We start from the raw sequence: 16,113 nt of genomic DNA, 5'->3' as shown, positions 1-16,113 counted from the left end.
TTATTTCATTAATTTGGCCCTATTAAACGTCGACACAATTAGTAAATTGGTCGGCAAACACTCAAAAACACTTATTCTATGAAAAACAATTTCTACGTAAGCCGAGTGGTCTTTCTAATGGCGTTAATGTTATCCGTAACCTGGACAGCGTTAGCTCAAGACCGAAAAATTACGGGTTCAGTCCAAGACGCCAAGGGCGGCGGGATTCCCGGTGTATCTGTTGCAGTTAAAGGAACAACAACTGGTACGACAACAGATGGTAATGGAGCTTACTCCATTACAGTAAAATCAAACAATGCTGAATTAGTCTTTAGTTCAGTAGGTTTCGTTTCAAAAACTTCATCCGTAGCTAATCGTTCAACGATTAACATTGTTTTGGATGAGGATGTAAGTCAATTGAGCGAGGTTGTTGTAACAGGTTACACCTCCCAACGTAAGAAAGACATTACAGGAGCGGTAGCGGTTGTAAGTGCGAAAGAACTTACAGCAGTTCCAGCAGCCTCCGTAACACAAATGTTACAAGGACGTGCTTCTGGTGTTACTGTTGGTAATGATAACTCTCCGGGTGGTGGAACGATGGTTCGTGTCCGTGGTTTTGGATCTATTAACAACAATTCACCTTTATATGTGATTGACGGTGTTCCTACTCAAGGTACCCTAAACCAAATCAACCCAAATGATATTGAGTCAATGCAGGTATTGAAAGATGCATCTGCTGCTTCTATCTATGGTGCCCGTGCTGCGAATGGTGTCGTGATCATCACGACAAAGCGAGGTACTGAGGGTGAGCCGAAGATTAGTTTTGATATGTATACGGGAACTCAGCAAGTGGGTAAGCTTTTGGATTTAATGAACACCAAAGAAATGGGGCAGTATTTCTACGAGTCGCAAATTGGTGCAGGAAGACCAGCGGGTACTTCTCCATCAGCACAATACCGTTTTGGTGCAGATGGATCTCAGACTATTGCAGATTACATCTATCCAAACGTATATGGGGCGTTGCCTGCCAACTTCACGTACACAAATGATATCGCTGATCCAAAATTGGGTGTTACAGCGTTTAACATTACGAAAGCCAACAAGGAAGGTACAGATTGGCAACGTGAAATTTTTGGTCCAGCTAAAATCTCCAACTATCAGATTGGTGCAACAGGTGGTTCAAAATATGGCAAATATGCCATTTCTGCTAGTTACTTTGATCAAGAAGGTATCTTAAAATACACAGGCTATAAGCGTTATTCAGTACGTGCGAATACAGAATTCAAAAAAGGTGCTATTACCTTTGGAGAAAACGTTACTGTTTCAATCGATGAGCGTGTAGGTATTCCTTCTGGAAACAACAGTGAATCAAACCCAATCATGTTCGCGATTCGTATCCAGCCGATCATCCCCGTATTTGATATAACAGGAGGTCCAGTAGCCTTAGGAGGAACAAATACTTCATTTTTAAATGGTTTTGCAGGACCACGTGGTTCTAACTTAGGTAACGCACCTAACCCATTGGCTCGTCAGTACAGAGAAAAAGATAACCCAGTAACTTCTACGCGTATCTTTGGTAACGTATTTGCTGAAGTTGAAATCATGAAAGATTTAAAGGCTCGTACAAGCGTTGGTTTTGAATACAACAACTTCAATCAATCAGCTTTTTTTAATCGTGATATTGAGGCGGCTGAAGCGCGAAATGCGAACAGTTTGACAGTTTCAAATAACTATGACCGTGCGGTAACATGGTACAATACCTTGAATTACTCAAAGAAGATTGGAGATCATGATTTTAACGTATTAGTGGGTACAGAAGCTGTATCTACGTATGGATTTGGTTTTTCAGCACAACGAAGCAATTTCGCCTTTGACGATTTATCATATCGTTACTTGAACAATGGTTCTGCTGCAGGTTTAACAAATGCAGGATCTGGAGCAACAATCACTGCATTGTTCTCTCAGTTCGGAAAAGCAAACTACTCATACAAAGATTTCTTATTAGCGGATTTCACGTTACGTAGAGACGGTTCTTCTCGTTTTTCTCCAGCGTATCGTTATGGTGTGTTCCCTGCATTCTCTGTAGGTGCGCGTCTTTCTGAATTAGCTTTATTCAAGAACATCACACAACTTAATGATTTAAAAGTTCGTGCAGGATGGGGTAAAACAGGTAATCAGTTGATTCCAAACGTATACAATGCATATACCTTGTTTACACCAGATCCTAACAACAATGCCTATGACATTGGTGGAGCAGGTAACGCGATTGCATCTGGTTTTGATATTGCACAGTTTGGTAATTCAAATGGCCGTTGGGAAACAAATACATCAACCAACATCGGTTTAGATGCTAGTTTATTCAACAACAAATTGGATGTGGCTTTTGACTGGTATACGCGTACAACATCTGATATGTTAACGCAGGTGCCAATTCCAAGATCATCTGGAACTGGAAGTATCCCATTTGTGAACATTGGTGAAGTAAACAATACAGGTATTGACTTAAATGTAACGTATAGAGATCAAATCGGCCAATTACGTTATTCAATTTCTGGACAAATTAGCCAGTACAAAAACAATGTGGTTAAGTTAAATGATGATCCAAATGCACAAATCTTTGGATTTACAACTCGTCTTCCAGCCATTTCAGTTACAAAAGCTGGATTACCGATTGCTAGTTTCTTTGGATACGTAGTAGAAGGCGTTCTTAAAGATGATGCAGAAGCAGCCGCAGCAGTACAAATTCCAGGATATACACGTGCAGGTGTATTTAAATTCAAAGATGTAAACGGCGATGGAAAAATTAATGCTTCTGATAGAACCATTATTGGTAATCCACACCCAGACTTCACCTATGGTTTAAATGTTAATTTAGGATACAAAAACTGGGATTTAACTGTGTTTGCACAAGGTGTTCAAGGAAATGAGATCTTCAACTACTTGAAGTACTGGACAGACTTTAATACGTTCCAAGGAAACCGTTCAACAGATATGTTGTACAAATCATGGAAGAAACAAGGAGATGTGGCTCAATTACCTCGTCTAAATGCGAGTGATACATTTAGCCAGCAAATTTCAACGTACTTCGTTGAAGATGGTTCATACATGCGTATCAAGAACATCCAATTAACATACAACGTACCTAATACGGTATTGAAGCGAATTAAATTAAGCTCGATGCAAGTGTATGTACAAGGACAAAACTTATTGACTTTAACTAAATACAAAGGTTTAGATCCTGATATCAACATTAGAAACTCAGGAGCAGACAATCAAGATATCCACATGGGTATTGATGAGGGTGCGTTCCCTGTGGCTAAATCTTACAATGTAGGTTTAAGAGTAGGATTTTAATTAACTATAATTTAAAATAGATACAAAATGAAAAAGTTAATCATATTCGCATTGTTTGCGACAGTTGGAATAAACTTTTCTTGTTCAGAGTCGTTTCTCGAGGTACAACCTCAAGGGGCAGCATCTCTAACGTCTCTATCTAATAAAAGTGGAGTAAATGCCTTATTAATAGGCGCATATTCATTATTAGACGGAGTAGGTGCAGGAAATACAGGACGTCAATCCACCATATCAAACTATGTGTTTGGTGGAATTACATCTGGTGATGCCGTAAAAGGTACCGATGCTGGTGACCAACCAGAACAAAGTTTTATTGAGCAATTCACCTGGTTTGCGGAAAACACCTATTTTAATGGTAAATGGCAACATACATATGATGGCGTAGCTCGTGCGAATGAGGCTATCTTATTGGCTAAAAGCCCAGATGTGAAGGACATGACTGATGCAGAGAAAACGCAAGTGATTGCAGAAGCTCGTTTCTTACGTGGACACTACCATTTCGAAGGAAAGAAAATGTGGAACATGATTCCTTACATTGACGAGAATACGTACAAGCGTGATGATCCGAATTCAACTAAAGTAGCCAATGACAAAGACATTTGGCCAAACATTGAAGAGGATTTCAAGTTTGCTGTGGCTAACTTACCAGCTACCCAAGCTCAAAAAGGTAGAGCAACTAAATGGGCTGCGATGGCATATCTTGCAAAAACATATATGTTCCAAAAGAAATATAGTTTAGCTAAGCCTTTATTGTTAGATATCTTACAAAACTCTGGAAAGAGACTTGTTGATTATCATGACAACTACAGAAATACCACAAACAATAATGCTGAGTCAATTTTTGAAGTTCAATTCTCTGTGAATGATGGTTCAACAGGAAATAATGGAAACGCTGGAGATAACTTAAATTGGCCATATAGTGCAGCCGCGCCGGGTCGTGGATGTTGCGGATTTTACCAGCCATCTCAAAATTTGGTAAATTCATTTAAAACCACTGCAGAAGGACTTCCAATGATTGGAAAAAACAAAGCAGGATTGGAGGATACTTACAACGAAGTTGATTTGCCTAACGATCAGGGTGTTGCAGCTAATGCTAATTTTGTTTTAGATGTTTCTCAACCTGTAGATCCAAGATTAGATTGGACAGTTGGCCGTCGTGGAGTTAATTTCCTTGATTGGGGTAAAATGCCAGGTTTTTCTTGGATTCGTGACCAAAATTATGCGGGTCCATATACAGGTAAAAAATGGATGTATTATTTAGCTGACGAAGGAAGTTCGACACACTCAACCAGCCGTCGTTCAGTTAATAACAACTACCGTCTTCTTAAGTTATCTCATGTTATTTTATGGTTAGCTGAGATCGAAGCTGAAGAAAATAACCTAGCGAAAGCGGAGGAATATGTTAACTTGATTCGTAACCGTGCAAAAACTAGTAAAGTTCAAGATGCATCTGTTAAAAATGTTGTTAATCCATATCCAGCTGGCACATTTGCTGCTAACGGAAAAGATTATGCATTAAATGCAGTATACATGGAAAACCGCTTAGAATTTGCGATGGAAGGTCACCGTTTCTTCGACTTAGTTCGTTGGGGAATTGCAGAAGACTTCTTGAACAAAATGTACATTCCTAAGGAAGGTGCACCAGGTAAAGACTTAACAGGAAGAACCTACAACAAGAGAAGTTATATGATTGGAAAATCATTTACTGCTAAAAACAGATACTTCCCGCTACCAATCGATGAGATCTTAAATTCTCAAAAAGGTGGAAAGCCTACATTGAAACAAAATGACGGATATTAATCTATCTTGAATTTTTAAAAAAAGTCAGAACCTTGTGTTCTGACTTTTTTTGTTTTAAGACCTACCAACAATTCCTGTATATTTGACAAAATTTATTCCTATGCTAGCTGATTCTTTTGAAACGATTATTCAACGCCGCCGAAGTAACAGACGATTTGATCCCGCAATTGCTGTTGCGGACGAAGTCATTGAACGAAGTTTAAAGCGTGCCATTCTCTCACCGAATAGTAGCAATATGCAATTGTGGGAATTCTATTGGATACAAAGTCCAGAAGAAAAAGCAAAATTTCATGCCCTATGTTTAGGTCAGTCCGCAGCAAAAAATACGGCACACCTTGTTGTGTTTGTGACGAGACAAGACCTATGGTCCCAGCGTGCTAAATGGAATTTATCTCGTATCCAGGAATCACTTCAAGGTAAAGAACCTGGAAAAATGGAGAAGCGAGGCTTGCAATATTACAGCAAATTAATGCCGCTTCTTTACCGTCAAGATCCATTTGGCCTCTTCACTGGTATTCGAAAAGCGATGTGCTTTTTCATGGGGATCCGGAAACCATTTATGCGTTTTGGTGGAAAAGCAGACCAACGCGTTACTGTGCATAAATCATGTGCCTTAGCTGCACAAACATTTATGCTATCCATTGCTGCCGAAGGGTATGAATCTTGTCCAATGGAAGGATTTGATGCGGTACGCGTTAAGAAAGAACTTGGATTACCTTCCGGAGCAGAAATCAACATGATTGTATCTGTTGGCAAAGGAACCGATGAAGGTATTTGGGGAGAGCGCTTCCGACTACCTTATGAAAATGTCGTTTTTAAACGCTAAAGACAATCTACATCTGGGATAACCTGAACTCCTTTAAAGAGCTTATTTGAAGGAAGTTCATCCAGACATGCTCGTAAGCTTTCTTTAAACTTAGCCAAAGAAACACCCTTCTCCAGTTTAATTAAGATTTCCATGGCATATTGATTCCGAATACGCTCAATGAGGGGTTTTTCAGGACCGAGTACCCTCCCATGCCCAAAACGCTCCTTCAATATCCCACCTAAATACCTCGCTGCTTGATCCACCGCTTGTGCCTCCATGTGCCGAAGCGTTAATTTAATTAAACGCGAGAAAGGGGGATAATGATATCCTTCACGCTCAACAATCTCATCTGCATATAACGCAGCATAGTCTCCACGCTGTATAAAATCAAAAAGGCGATGACTCGGTTGATTTGTTTGTACATAAACTTGACCTTGCTCATCCCGTCTTCCTGCCCGACCAGCCACTTGGGTGATTAATTGAAACGCACGCTCATGCGCCCGGAAATCAGGGAAATTAATAATTCGGTCCGCATCAAAAATGGCTACGGTAGATAAACCCTCAAAATCGAGGCCTTTAGCTACCATTTGCGTGCCAACAAGTATATCAATGTTTCCCGATTGAATCTCGCTTAAAAGGCTATTAAATGCTGTTTTCGAGCGTGTCGTGTCTAAGTCCATCCTACCGATACGGGCATCTGGAATTAAAAGTTGTAATTCTTCCTCTAATTTCTCCGTTCCATAGCCCATCGTTTTCAATTGGGTACTTCCACAAGCACCGCAACGCGTTAATAAACCTTCGCGGTAACCACAGTAATGGCAGCGTAATTCTTGGTCTTTGGCATGGTAGGTTAAACTCACATCGCATTGATTACATTCAGCGATCCAATCACAATCCTGGCATTGGATATAGGGCGAATAGCCTCTCCTATTTTGAAATAAAAGACTCTGTTTTCCTCGTTCAAAATTTGACTGCAAAACAGAAACAAGATCTGCGGAAAAACCACCCTTCATCTGCTTCATGCGTGTCGCATATTTGGTATCTAACACACGTAGTTCAGGTAGTTGCGCTTTCCCAAATCGCTCAGACAACGTCACTAATCCATATTTACCTTGCTTCGCTTGGTAATAGGTTTCTATAGAAGGAGTCGCAGATCCCAAAAGTACCTTAGCCCCTTGTTGGTTTGCCAGTACCATCGCTACATCACGCGCATGATAACGCGGTGCCGGATCCGTTTGTTTAAACGAAGATTCATGCTCCTCATCGATAATGATCAGACCTAAGCGTGAAAAAGGTAAAAACACCGAAGAACGAACGCCCACTACAAAGGGATATTTTCCTTCCACAATTGATTTCCAAACCTCAACGCGCTCGTTATCTGAAAATTTGGAATGATAAATCCCCACTTGCTCACCAAAAATCTTTTTCAAGCGCGATACGATTTGGGTCGTTAACGCAATCTCAGGAAGCAAATACAAGACTTGGTCACCATTCGCTAATGCCTCTTGAATTAATCGTATGTATATTTCCGTCTTACCGCTACCGGTGATACCATGTAACAATACGGTTTCTTTCGTTTGAAATTGATCTAAGATCGATTGATAAGCCTTTGTTTGTGGTTCATTTAAATCAAATGTCGCTGGGATAAAGTCATCTTGATCTGATCCAAAACGCGAAACAATCACTTCAAAGGATTCAAAAATTCCATTTTTTAGCAGTGTCTGCAAGGAACTATCAGATAGTTCTGCCAGCGAAAAACTAGCCTTTTCTAAACCTTTCTGATTCGTTGATGGATCACGCAAAACAGGGATAAAGCGCAAATAATGAAGTAACACACTTATTTGCTTTGTCTTATCCTCTAAACTTTTAATCAATTCGGTCAGTGCGCCTATATCCTCCCATGCTTTGCACAAGCGAATCTTACGAATTACTTTGGGCGTGTAGCGATCCTTGAGCTCGTCAAAAATCAAGACAGCACCTTTGCCAACCAATGCTTTTATGTGATGGTATGGACTTTTAACTTCGGCAACACGTGCGACCTCATCGTAGGTTAAGGCCCCTTTCGCTTGAATTGCTTCGACAATCACACGCTCCTTTTCGGTCAATTCATTGAGTTGATCGAATTCAGGATGCACTTGCACTTTTGATTGACTTGAGATTTTTAAACCTGCGGGTAACGCAACTTGAAAAACTTCTCCTGGATAGCACATATAATAATTGGCCACCCATTGAAACAAGGCAATTTGAGATGTGGTTACGAGCGGTGCATCATCCAAAATCTCCAGCAGATATTTGGCCTGATACTGCTTGGGCGGTTGGTGATGAACGGATACGATTACCGCAGTCAAGACTTTGGTACTACCAAAAGGAACTACGATTCGAAGTCCTGACTCAACAACCTGTGCCCATTGGCGCGGAACGCGGTAGGTAAAAAAACGTGGGATGGGTAAAGGGAGTAGCGCGTCAACGAAAACCGTCGATTCTTCCGATTCAAAAAGCAAATTTGATTCTCCCATGTCAGCTACAAATAAACGCAAAGATTGGCAGTCGGCCAAGCTAATCTTGCCAGCGAAGTGTTTGGACTAGATGAATCGCGTCTTGTTTCAAAAATTGAATGATAGGGGCTAATGAATCATTTTGGGTGGCGGTTTTAACATAAATCGCACCACGTAGAAAATGTTTAGAACTATCTGTCGTAAAGAATTGTAAAGAAGTGGCGACTTCACCATTTAATTCAATAAGTCCTGCTTTACGACCATCAGTCGTCGTCATGACATAATCTTGAATGCCTGAGGCTTTCCCTTGGTGTTTATAGGCCAATGCATAAGAATCATTAATCAGTGCATTCATTTTTTTACGATCACCACCTAAAGCCTTGTACGTAATCTGAATGAACGCGTCCCAGCGTGGATAGTAAATGTAAATCCAATGTGGCTCTGCTTTCCAGATTTTCTTTTTATTTCCTATTTCTGCAGTATCAGGTATTACTTGGGCGTACTTAGAAATTTCAAACCGGTATGGATGTCCTTTTTCTACTGGCTGAAAAACAGCGGGCGGCATAACAATTCGGTTAAATCCTTTGGGGCGAGGAAGGGAGTTAGTTTGCTCTGTATTCACCTGACAAGACCAAAGAATCAAAAGAATGAGTAGATAGCGCATGATTACCGAGGTTGGTCTACTCCATGAAAATCCAATATTGGCTTTTGGATGATTTCAAAAACTTTCTCCCTTAATACAGGCATATCCTCTTGCGTCAAACCTTTAGTTTCAACGGGCGCATGTATAATGACTTTGATTTTTCCAGGTTTTAAAGCAAAAAAATCATCATCCATCATTTGAAAATTATTCAAAAAGGAGACAGGAAGCACGGGGACTTGTTGCTGTATAGCCATTGCGAAGGCTCCATCTTTCAATGGGGTCGACATAAATGGGAATTTTTTTGACGTGATCCCGCCCTCGGGGAAAATGATAATACTGCGATTGGCTTGCAGCGCTCGGATGGATTTTGACAAGGTCGCAGTTCGAGAGGCGCGGTCATTACGGTCGACTAAAATATTCAGCCGACTATACAAATAACCGAAAAGGGGGACTTTTTTAATGGACGATTTCCCCACGAAGGAGAAATAGTTAGGCAAAATCTTGACAAATGCAGGAATATCCAAATAGGAAAAGTGATTGGAGCAGAAAACATACACCTGCTTGGAATCTAATTTTTCACTACGTTGAATCTCAAAACGCACTAATCCAAAAGCAAAGAATAAACTTGACCAAAGTCGGACTAGTTTATGCGCATAGCGTTTCGTATCCCGATGTTGGAGTAAAAGAAACATGAATGGATAAAGTGCTAAGAACCACCCAATAAACCAAAAACCGGTCCATACAGAGTATAGACCGATTAGCGGATTTGAAATATGTGGATTCTTTTTTTTCATAAACACATTACTCAACGATACCCAATTGAACCGTATTAGTTTTCTTGGTAGTATGCGCTGGAATTGATAAGGTAGTTACAAAAACATCACCTGGTGTCAGAAGCTTTTCTTGCTTTAACTTTTCTACCATGCCTTGAACCGTTTTTTCTGCACTTTCAGAGCTAGCTTCGTAATAAAATACTTTCACACCCCAAAGCAAGCCCATCGTAGACATCAGTTGCTTGTTGTTTGTGAATACAAACAAGTCAGCTTTTGGTCGGTGAGCTGATAATTTAAACGCAGTCTGACCCGAGTTTGTGATGCAAAGAATAGCTTTGGCTTTTGAATCACGTGCTAGTCTACAAGCGCCTGAAATTAGGCGATCGGTTAACGTAACATTGGAGGTATTAGCCAATGCGTGATTTTTAAAATAAATCGCAGCCTCATCTCCCTTGATAATTTCTATTGCATTTTGCTGTTGTTCAACAATCTCATGGATATGTGCCATGGTTTCGACAGCCTTGATTGGGTAGGCACCTGAAGCGGATTCACCCGAAAGCATGGTAGCCGAAGCACCTTGCAATACCGCATTAGCTACGTCAGAAGTCTCAGCACGCGTAGGCACTGGATTGGTAATCATCGACTCTAACATTTGGGTAGCGACAATCACTGGTTTTCCAGCAGCTGTACACTTCTCTACCATCACTTTTTGTAGGTATGGAACAACGGCTCCATCCATTTCAACGCCTAGGTCTCCACGTGCAACCATGATTGCATCCGTCGCTTCAATGATTTCATCTAAGTTATCAATAGCCTCAGGTTTTTCGATCTTAGCAATCACGCGCGCTGTTTTGCCGTATGCTTTAATTTTATCTTTAATATCCCAAATGTCAGATGCTTTACGCACAAAAGATAAAGCAATCCAGTCAACACCATGGTCTAAACCAAAATATAAATCTTCGGTATCTTTTTCAGTTAAACATGGTAATGAAACTTTAGTACCCGGAAGGTTAATACCCTTCTTTGACTTTAAAATCCCACCATATACAACCTCCGTAAGAACTTCTTTTTTAACCTTATCAATTGCTAATACCTTAACTTCTAGGTTGCCATCATCCATCAAAATACGCTCGCCTACATTCACATCTAAATACATTGACGTATATGTAGTTCCGACCTTCTCCGATGTTCCCAAAAGATTTTCATCCATCGCAAAAATCAATTGCTTTCCTGCTTCTAAAGGCACTCCATTGTTTTCAACTAACTGCGTACGAATTTTTGGACCTTGTAAATCTTGAAGAATTGTCAAATTCAAACCCTTCTCTTCACTGATTGAGCGAATAGTCTTTAAGCGTTCTAAATGATCCGCATGTGTACCATGTGAAAAATTCAAACGAAAGATATTTACACCTGCTTCTGCTAATTGGATTAAAGATTCTCTGGATTCAGAGGCTGGGCCTACTGTGGCAACTATTTTTGTTTTGCGTTGATACGACATAGATTAATTTAGTCAATTTACTCTGCAATTTACATTTTACTCAGCAAAAAATGGAATTAAATCAAGATAATACACTTGATATTTTGGAAAAAAATAAGAATAAAAACGCGATGCAGAACTAACGTTTTATTTTTTATCAAATTAATCCAAAATCAGAAAACACATAAAAAAAGGGAGCCATACATAGCTCCCTTCTTAATTACATCTTAGTTTTCCCAGAGATCATGCTCCATTTCTAACAACTTATATTCAAGCAATTGAGACATCATCAAACCCTCTTTTTCTCCTCCGTATAAATCAGTCAAGAATTTATTCTCCACATTCCCTTTTTTGATTATACGCGCCTGAAACATCCGTAAATCAAAGGCATCAGCCATGTTTTTGTGCTGCATTTCATTTTCCGAATTGTACCAAATACAATTTGGATTGCTACGGAACAATTTATACAAATCTTTATAACGGAATGAAGCGATTGCTTTATCAAATCCGGCTTTCGTTTTTGAAGCTGGAATAATTAGCGTGATGGATTGAATATCAAAATATAAACGTGAACGCCGACGGTCAATCACGGCATCTTCCCGAATTTCTAGAATAGATAATTCCTTCGGGAAATAGTACGAAACAGCACCATCTGCAGGCTTTGCTTCGAATGCATCTTTCGCAGGTGCTGCGGAAGACTTCGTGCCTCCACCCCAGCCATCATCAGCTCCTGTTGCTTTCGGTGTTGCACCTTCAGCACCAAAACCTGCTGCTTTTTCTGCATCTGAAAGCGCTGCATCTTCTGACTGCTCTTCCATCTTCAAGTTTTCTTGAAATTGGTCGGCGGTCAACTTTGTAATCAAAGAATCATTCGTGTATGGAGTTAACACCCCAGCCTTAACCCACTCCAAAATAAATTTTGAAATCTCGTTATTTACAGAAAAGAACGGTTGGTTAATTTTTTCGTTCAAGTCCATCCGGCGCCACAAACGAGCCTTGTAATGAATGCTAGATTCATCAATAGGACGAACTGAGTTTTGGTTGCCAGGGACAGGCTTTTCTTGCGCAAGCGATTGAAAAGCAAGGCCAACACACGCACTAAACAAGATTAATTTCGATACTAATTTCATGTATTTCGTATTAATTCAACGGAATATTTTTCGCCATGGTAAAAGGAATTGTTTCAACGGCACCTTTAAAGTTTTTCCGTTGGACTCCTTTAATCTCTATATAATAGCGGTCTCCTGCTTGCGCTTGAGCAGCTAATTTGGCAATTGAACCTGAACCAGGCAATGTCACATCATCTATTTTTCGTTGGCCACGCGCCAATGCAACATAAAGCTCCGATACACGGAAATTTGCATCTTCTGGGTTGGTCGTCTTAAACGATTCATCAGCTAAAGCACGGGCATCGATGCTACGTAAACCAGAAGCACTGGCTCCACGCTTTTCATCTAACTCCCCGCCATTACCAAACACCTTAACCTCAGGTCTTGGTACACGACGAACGCGGAATGTTTCTTTACCTAATAAAGTACCACTATTCGCTACATTTAAAGTGATTGACGCAGCACTTGGCACGATTGTTACTTTTCCACGCGTCTGGCCGGCGATAGCCTCGCCTCCATCCGCAGTAAATGATGGATTCCACAAGGCACCAAGACCTGGACTCGCTACACTAAGGCGGTTTGCACAGCCTAAATAAAGGGCTGGCAATGTAGCTGTTTCAATATTGTACGTTGGCTTTAGTACAAAATACTCCTTTTGGATTGTTTCTGTTTTAGGACCTGCTGGGCTCATGTAAGAAACAGATGCTGTGTACGTCTTTTTCGACATCCCATTCGCATCATATCCACCACCCGACGTTTTAAATTTGATTTGACCACGACCATCCACGACAGGAATTGATGCTCCATTGAAGCTCATCCGTGGAGTGAATCCACTCGACGTCGCTGCGATAAATACCTCAGCTTGATAATCCATACCCGCTACAACCGTGTTGGCATTGGCAGAAACTTGAGCAAATACTTTATCAAATTTAATCTCTTTGGCTCCTACTTTAGCCGCTAGCTGAGCTAGTACATCACTTTCATACCGTCTAATCTCCGCTTGTTTCTGACTAATAGTAGCCATGGCAGCAGGAACTGGCGTTTGAGCAAAATTCAATTCAGCAAAATCTTTGTTGGCCTGATTAGGATCCTTACTCGCAATTGGATCTGATTTACCATCTGCCGCCAAACTAGGGAATTTAGTTCCAGGATCAGCAAGACCTTCTAGTTTCTTAACATAGGCATCAAAAAGACCTACTAGCTTGTAGGCTTCACCTGATTTGTTGGCGCCTACCATCAAACTATATACTTTTTCTTCTTCTTTGGGATTTTTGATATTTCCTGTTTCAGGATCAATACCACCGCCAGTCTCTAAAACCTGTGACTTTAACGACTCCAAATGACCAACTAATGCGTCGGCTTCTTTCTTAACTTCATTCGCACGCTTCAAAATATCTGCATAAGCAGCAGGATTGGGCAAATCTTTGATTCGCTCCTCAATACCTTGAACCATTCCTTTATTCTTAGAAGCTGCAGACTGATTAGCAACCTCTAGACTTGAATTTAGAAGTGTAAATTTTTGCAATAGTGCATCGCTCACTTGCAGCGCAAGAAGAGCTGTTAACACTAAATACATCATCCCGATCATTTTCTGCCGGGGTGTTTCTTTTAAACTAGCCATAGTATCTGATACGTGACAAAAACGTGATTACCCTTTCATTGCAGTTAACATACTTCCGTATACTTGATTCAAAGCTTGAATGTTAGCGTTTAACTTCGCTAATTCAGCTTGGAACAAAGCAGCGTCTTTCGAAGAAGCAGCAAGCTGCTCTGTCGTCGCCGTCACATTAGAATAATATCCGTTTATTGCTTTTAAATGCTTAGATGATTCTTGAATTTCTGTTTCGTAGACTGCATTTAATGCAGCTAACTGATCACCTGCTTTTGCATATTGTTGCGCATACTTCGCAGCCTCTGTAGATGAAATCGAGATAGAACCTAACGATGTTGTCGCATCAGCTACCGTCTTATTTAATGCACCTAAAGACTGAGATGAAGTAGTCAATGACTGAACAAATTCTTGAGTAGCACCTGTCGCTTTAGAAATTTCTTGCAAACTGTTTGCCGTTGCCGTCAAACCTTGTAAGCTTTTTGTCAAATTAGCTACTACATCAGCACCTAAGCCTGGTTGGTTCGCTAAATCAGCTAACCCAGAACTTGTAGAACGCGCCGCAGCTGGCTTATCTCCCATTAATTCTGGATACACATTTTCCCAATTATATTCCTTTTCTGGCTTTGCTCTCAAATACAATACACCAAACAAAATAAAAATGGCTGCTTCGGTGAACATGCCGACCATCAACATCTCGTTAGCACCAGTCCAGTGAACAATCTTAAATAAAGCTCCGATAATAACAACTGCAGCACCAAAACTAGCTACGACGTTGATTGATTTTTCTAATCCCATTGAATTAATCGATTTAATGTGTTGTAAAATGAATGTTATTTAACTGCTGGTCGTCCTAGGTAACGCATCATCGAGCGGAAACCAATATATGAACGTTTTTTATTTTGTAACTCGTAGGCACGTGTACCTGTCTCCAAATAATAAGCAATATCTTTCCAAGATCCCCCACGCGTAACTTTTCTTGGTTCATCGGCATCTTTATTAACCGTATTCAAATCCCAAGTTACCGCAGAAGCATTGTCGGCATACGCATCTTCACACCACTCAGCCACATTGCCAGCCATGTTATATAAACCATAATCATTTGGCTCAAAGGCATTCGCAGGAGATGTATATGAATAACCATCTGCATCATAGTTTCCACGATGCGGCTTGAAATTAGCCTGCAAACAACCCACAGAGTTCGCAACGTATGGATTTCCCCAAGGATATTTAGTCGCTGCACGACCTCCACGAGCCGCCCATTCCCACTCAGATTCAGATGGAAGTTCAAAACGTGGAAGAATATATTGACCTTGTTTCTTCCGGTAGTCATTCATCATTTTTGAACGCCATAAGCAGAAGTATTTGGATGCGTCCCAACTAACCCCTACGACAGGATAAAGATCAAACGCAGGACTTGAGAAGTAATATTCGGTCATTGGATCACCATTGTGATAGGTGAAATCACTATTCCAAACCGTTGTATCCGGATAATATTCTGTGAAAATCTTATCCTCTCCTAAAACGGAAACAGAGTCTTTCAACAAGGCGTTTGTAAACTGACGAAATTCGTGATTCGTAATCTCTGTATCGTCCATGTAAAAGGCCGCAACAGTCACTCGCTTATTGAAACTTATACCTGAACGCGATGCATCTTCATCAGCTTGCCCCATCATAAAACTACCAGATGGAACTAAAACCATGCCATAAGGCGTAGGTTGACTCCAGCCCTTACGTGAAGCTGCAACGATTTCTCCGTTTTCAACTCCTGGAGCCTCTTTTGCTTGCTTACCAAAGCTCAATAAACCTTTTCCTTTTGAACCTCCTTTGGAGCTACTTAACGTTTTACCGCCAGATTTGGAATTTTTGGGGCCACCACAACTGTAAACAGCCATAGCTAACGCAATAACGGATAAACTTAAGGCGAGTTGCTTACCAACTAATTTAAAATTCATATACACGAATTAATAGATCTTTGTACAAAACGATTTGAACTAACAAATATTGTATGCCATGTAAATAGGCTACGGAATTAATTCAAATTCCTCAAAATTAAGGGATATTTC

Annotated in this window: 11 protein-coding genes; 3 read left to right on the top strand and 8 right to left on the bottom strand. The window is 40.5% G+C overall.

Features of this window, described 5'->3' with window-relative positions; all coding sequences use genetic code 11:
- Positions 1-78 precede the first annotated feature (78 nt).
- The 3 genes from U0R10_RS01010 (at position 79) to U0R10_RS01000 (ending at position 5,959) form a co-directional block, all read left to right on the top strand.
- The gene (locus U0R10_RS01010) at positions 79-3,333 is read left to right on the top strand and encodes a SusC/RagA family TonB-linked outer membrane protein (protein WP_377981816.1); all 3,255 of its coding nucleotides are present in this window, start codon (positions 79-81) and stop codon (positions 3,331-3,333) included.
- 27 nt (positions 3,334-3,360) lie between these two features.
- Positions 3,361-5,133 carry a RagB/SusD family nutrient uptake outer membrane protein gene (locus tag U0R10_RS01005; protein WP_377981815.1) on the top strand — a complete coding sequence of 591 codons (1,773 nt, stop codon included), beginning with the start codon at positions 3,361-3,363 and terminating at the stop codon, positions 5,131-5,133.
- Positions 5,134-5,233: 100 nt separating this feature from the next.
- Entirely contained in the window at positions 5,234-5,959 is a 726-nt protein-coding gene (locus U0R10_RS01000) for a nitroreductase family protein (protein ID WP_377981814.1), read from the top strand.
- Here U0R10_RS01000 and priA read toward each other — a convergent pair.
- From priA to porK, 8 genes are all read right to left on the bottom strand, one after another.
- On the bottom strand, positions 5,956-8,457 hold the full coding sequence (gene priA / locus U0R10_RS00995; RefSeq protein ID WP_377981813.1) for a replication restart helicase PriA: 2,502 nt from the start codon (positions 8,455-8,457) through the stop codon (positions 5,956-5,958). The genes U0R10_RS01000 and priA overlap by 4 nt on opposite strands.
- A 40-nt stretch (positions 8,458-8,497) precedes the next feature.
- On the bottom strand, positions 8,498-9,100 hold the full coding sequence (gene gldD, locus U0R10_RS00990; RefSeq protein ID WP_377981812.1) for a gliding motility lipoprotein GldD: 603 nt from the start codon (positions 9,098-9,100) through the stop codon (positions 8,498-8,500).
- Positions 9,101-9,102: 2 nt separating this feature from the next.
- Positions 9,103-9,873 carry a lysophospholipid acyltransferase family protein gene (locus U0R10_RS00985; RefSeq protein WP_377981811.1) on the bottom strand — a complete coding sequence of 257 codons (771 nt, stop codon included), beginning with the start codon at positions 9,871-9,873 and terminating at the stop codon, positions 9,103-9,105.
- Between the two features lie 7 nt (positions 9,874-9,880).
- A complete protein-coding gene (gene pyk, locus U0R10_RS00980) occupies positions 9,881-11,350 on the bottom strand; it encodes a pyruvate kinase (protein ID WP_377981810.1) in 1,470 nt (489 codons plus the stop codon).
- 206 nt (positions 11,351-11,556) lie between these two features.
- Complete coding sequence (porN, locus tag U0R10_RS00975) at positions 11,557-12,459, bottom strand: type IX secretion system ring subunit PorN/GldN (protein ID WP_377981809.1); 903 nt, start codon at positions 12,457-12,459, stop codon at positions 11,557-11,559.
- 10 nt (positions 12,460-12,469) lie between these two features.
- Entirely contained in the window at positions 12,470-14,059 is a 1,590-nt protein-coding gene (porM, locus tag U0R10_RS00970; RefSeq protein ID WP_377981808.1) for a type IX secretion system motor protein PorM/GldM, read from the bottom strand.
- 27 nt (positions 14,060-14,086) lie between these two features.
- Entirely contained in the window at positions 14,087-14,845 is a 759-nt protein-coding gene (gene porL, locus U0R10_RS00965; protein WP_377981807.1) for a type IX secretion system motor protein PorL/GldL, read from the bottom strand.
- Between the two features lie 35 nt (positions 14,846-14,880).
- Positions 14,881-16,002, bottom strand: a complete 1,122-nt coding sequence (porK, locus tag U0R10_RS00960) for a T9SS ring complex lipoprotein PorK/GldK (protein ID WP_377981806.1) — start codon at positions 16,000-16,002, stop codon at positions 14,881-14,883.
- Between the last annotated feature and the right edge of the window lie 111 nt (positions 16,003-16,113).

It is taken from the genome of Aquirufa avitistagni (assembly GCF_042715545.1).
Taxonomy (GTDB): domain Bacteria; phylum Bacteroidota; class Bacteroidia; order Cytophagales; family Spirosomataceae; genus Aquirufa; species Aquirufa avitistagni.
This window is presented reverse-complemented; position numbering and strand designations above follow the sequence as displayed.

Excerpts from the sequence above, each read along its gene's own strand:
- U0R10_RS00985 (WP_377981811.1), bottom strand. The coding sequence starts at position 9,873 with ATGAAAAAAAAGAATCCACATATTTCAAATCCGCTAATCGGTCTATAC.
- U0R10_RS01000 (WP_377981814.1), top strand. The coding sequence starts at position 5,234 with ATGCTAGCTGATTCTTTTGAAACGATTATTCAACGCCGCCGAAGTAAC.
- U0R10_RS01010 (WP_377981816.1), top strand. The coding sequence starts at position 79 with ATGAAAAACAATTTCTACGTAAGCCGAGTGGTCTTTCTAATGGCGTTA.
- porL (WP_377981807.1), bottom strand. The coding sequence starts at position 14,845 with ATGGGATTAGAAAAATCAATCAACGTCGTAGCTAGTTTTGGTGCTGCA.
- pyk (WP_377981810.1), bottom strand. The coding sequence starts at position 11,350 with ATGTCGTATCAACGCAAAACAAAAATAGTTGCCACAGTAGGCCCAGCC.
- porK (WP_377981806.1), bottom strand. The coding sequence starts at position 16,002 with ATGAATTTTAAATTAGTTGGTAAGCAACTCGCCTTAAGTTTATCCGTT.
- porN (WP_377981809.1), bottom strand. The coding sequence starts at position 12,459 with ATGAAATTAGTATCGAAATTAATCTTGTTTAGTGCGTGTGTTGGCCTT.
- U0R10_RS01005 (WP_377981815.1), top strand. The coding sequence starts at position 3,361 with ATGAAAAAGTTAATCATATTCGCATTGTTTGCGACAGTTGGAATAAAC.
- gldD (WP_377981812.1), bottom strand. The coding sequence starts at position 9,100 with ATGCGCTATCTACTCATTCTTTTGATTCTTTGGTCTTGTCAGGTGAAT.
- porM (WP_377981808.1), bottom strand. The coding sequence starts at position 14,059 with ATGGCTAGTTTAAAAGAAACACCCCGGCAGAAAATGATCGGGATGATG.
- priA (WP_377981813.1), bottom strand. The coding sequence starts at position 8,457 with ATGGGAGAATCAAATTTGCTTTTTGAATCGGAAGAATCGACGGTTTTC.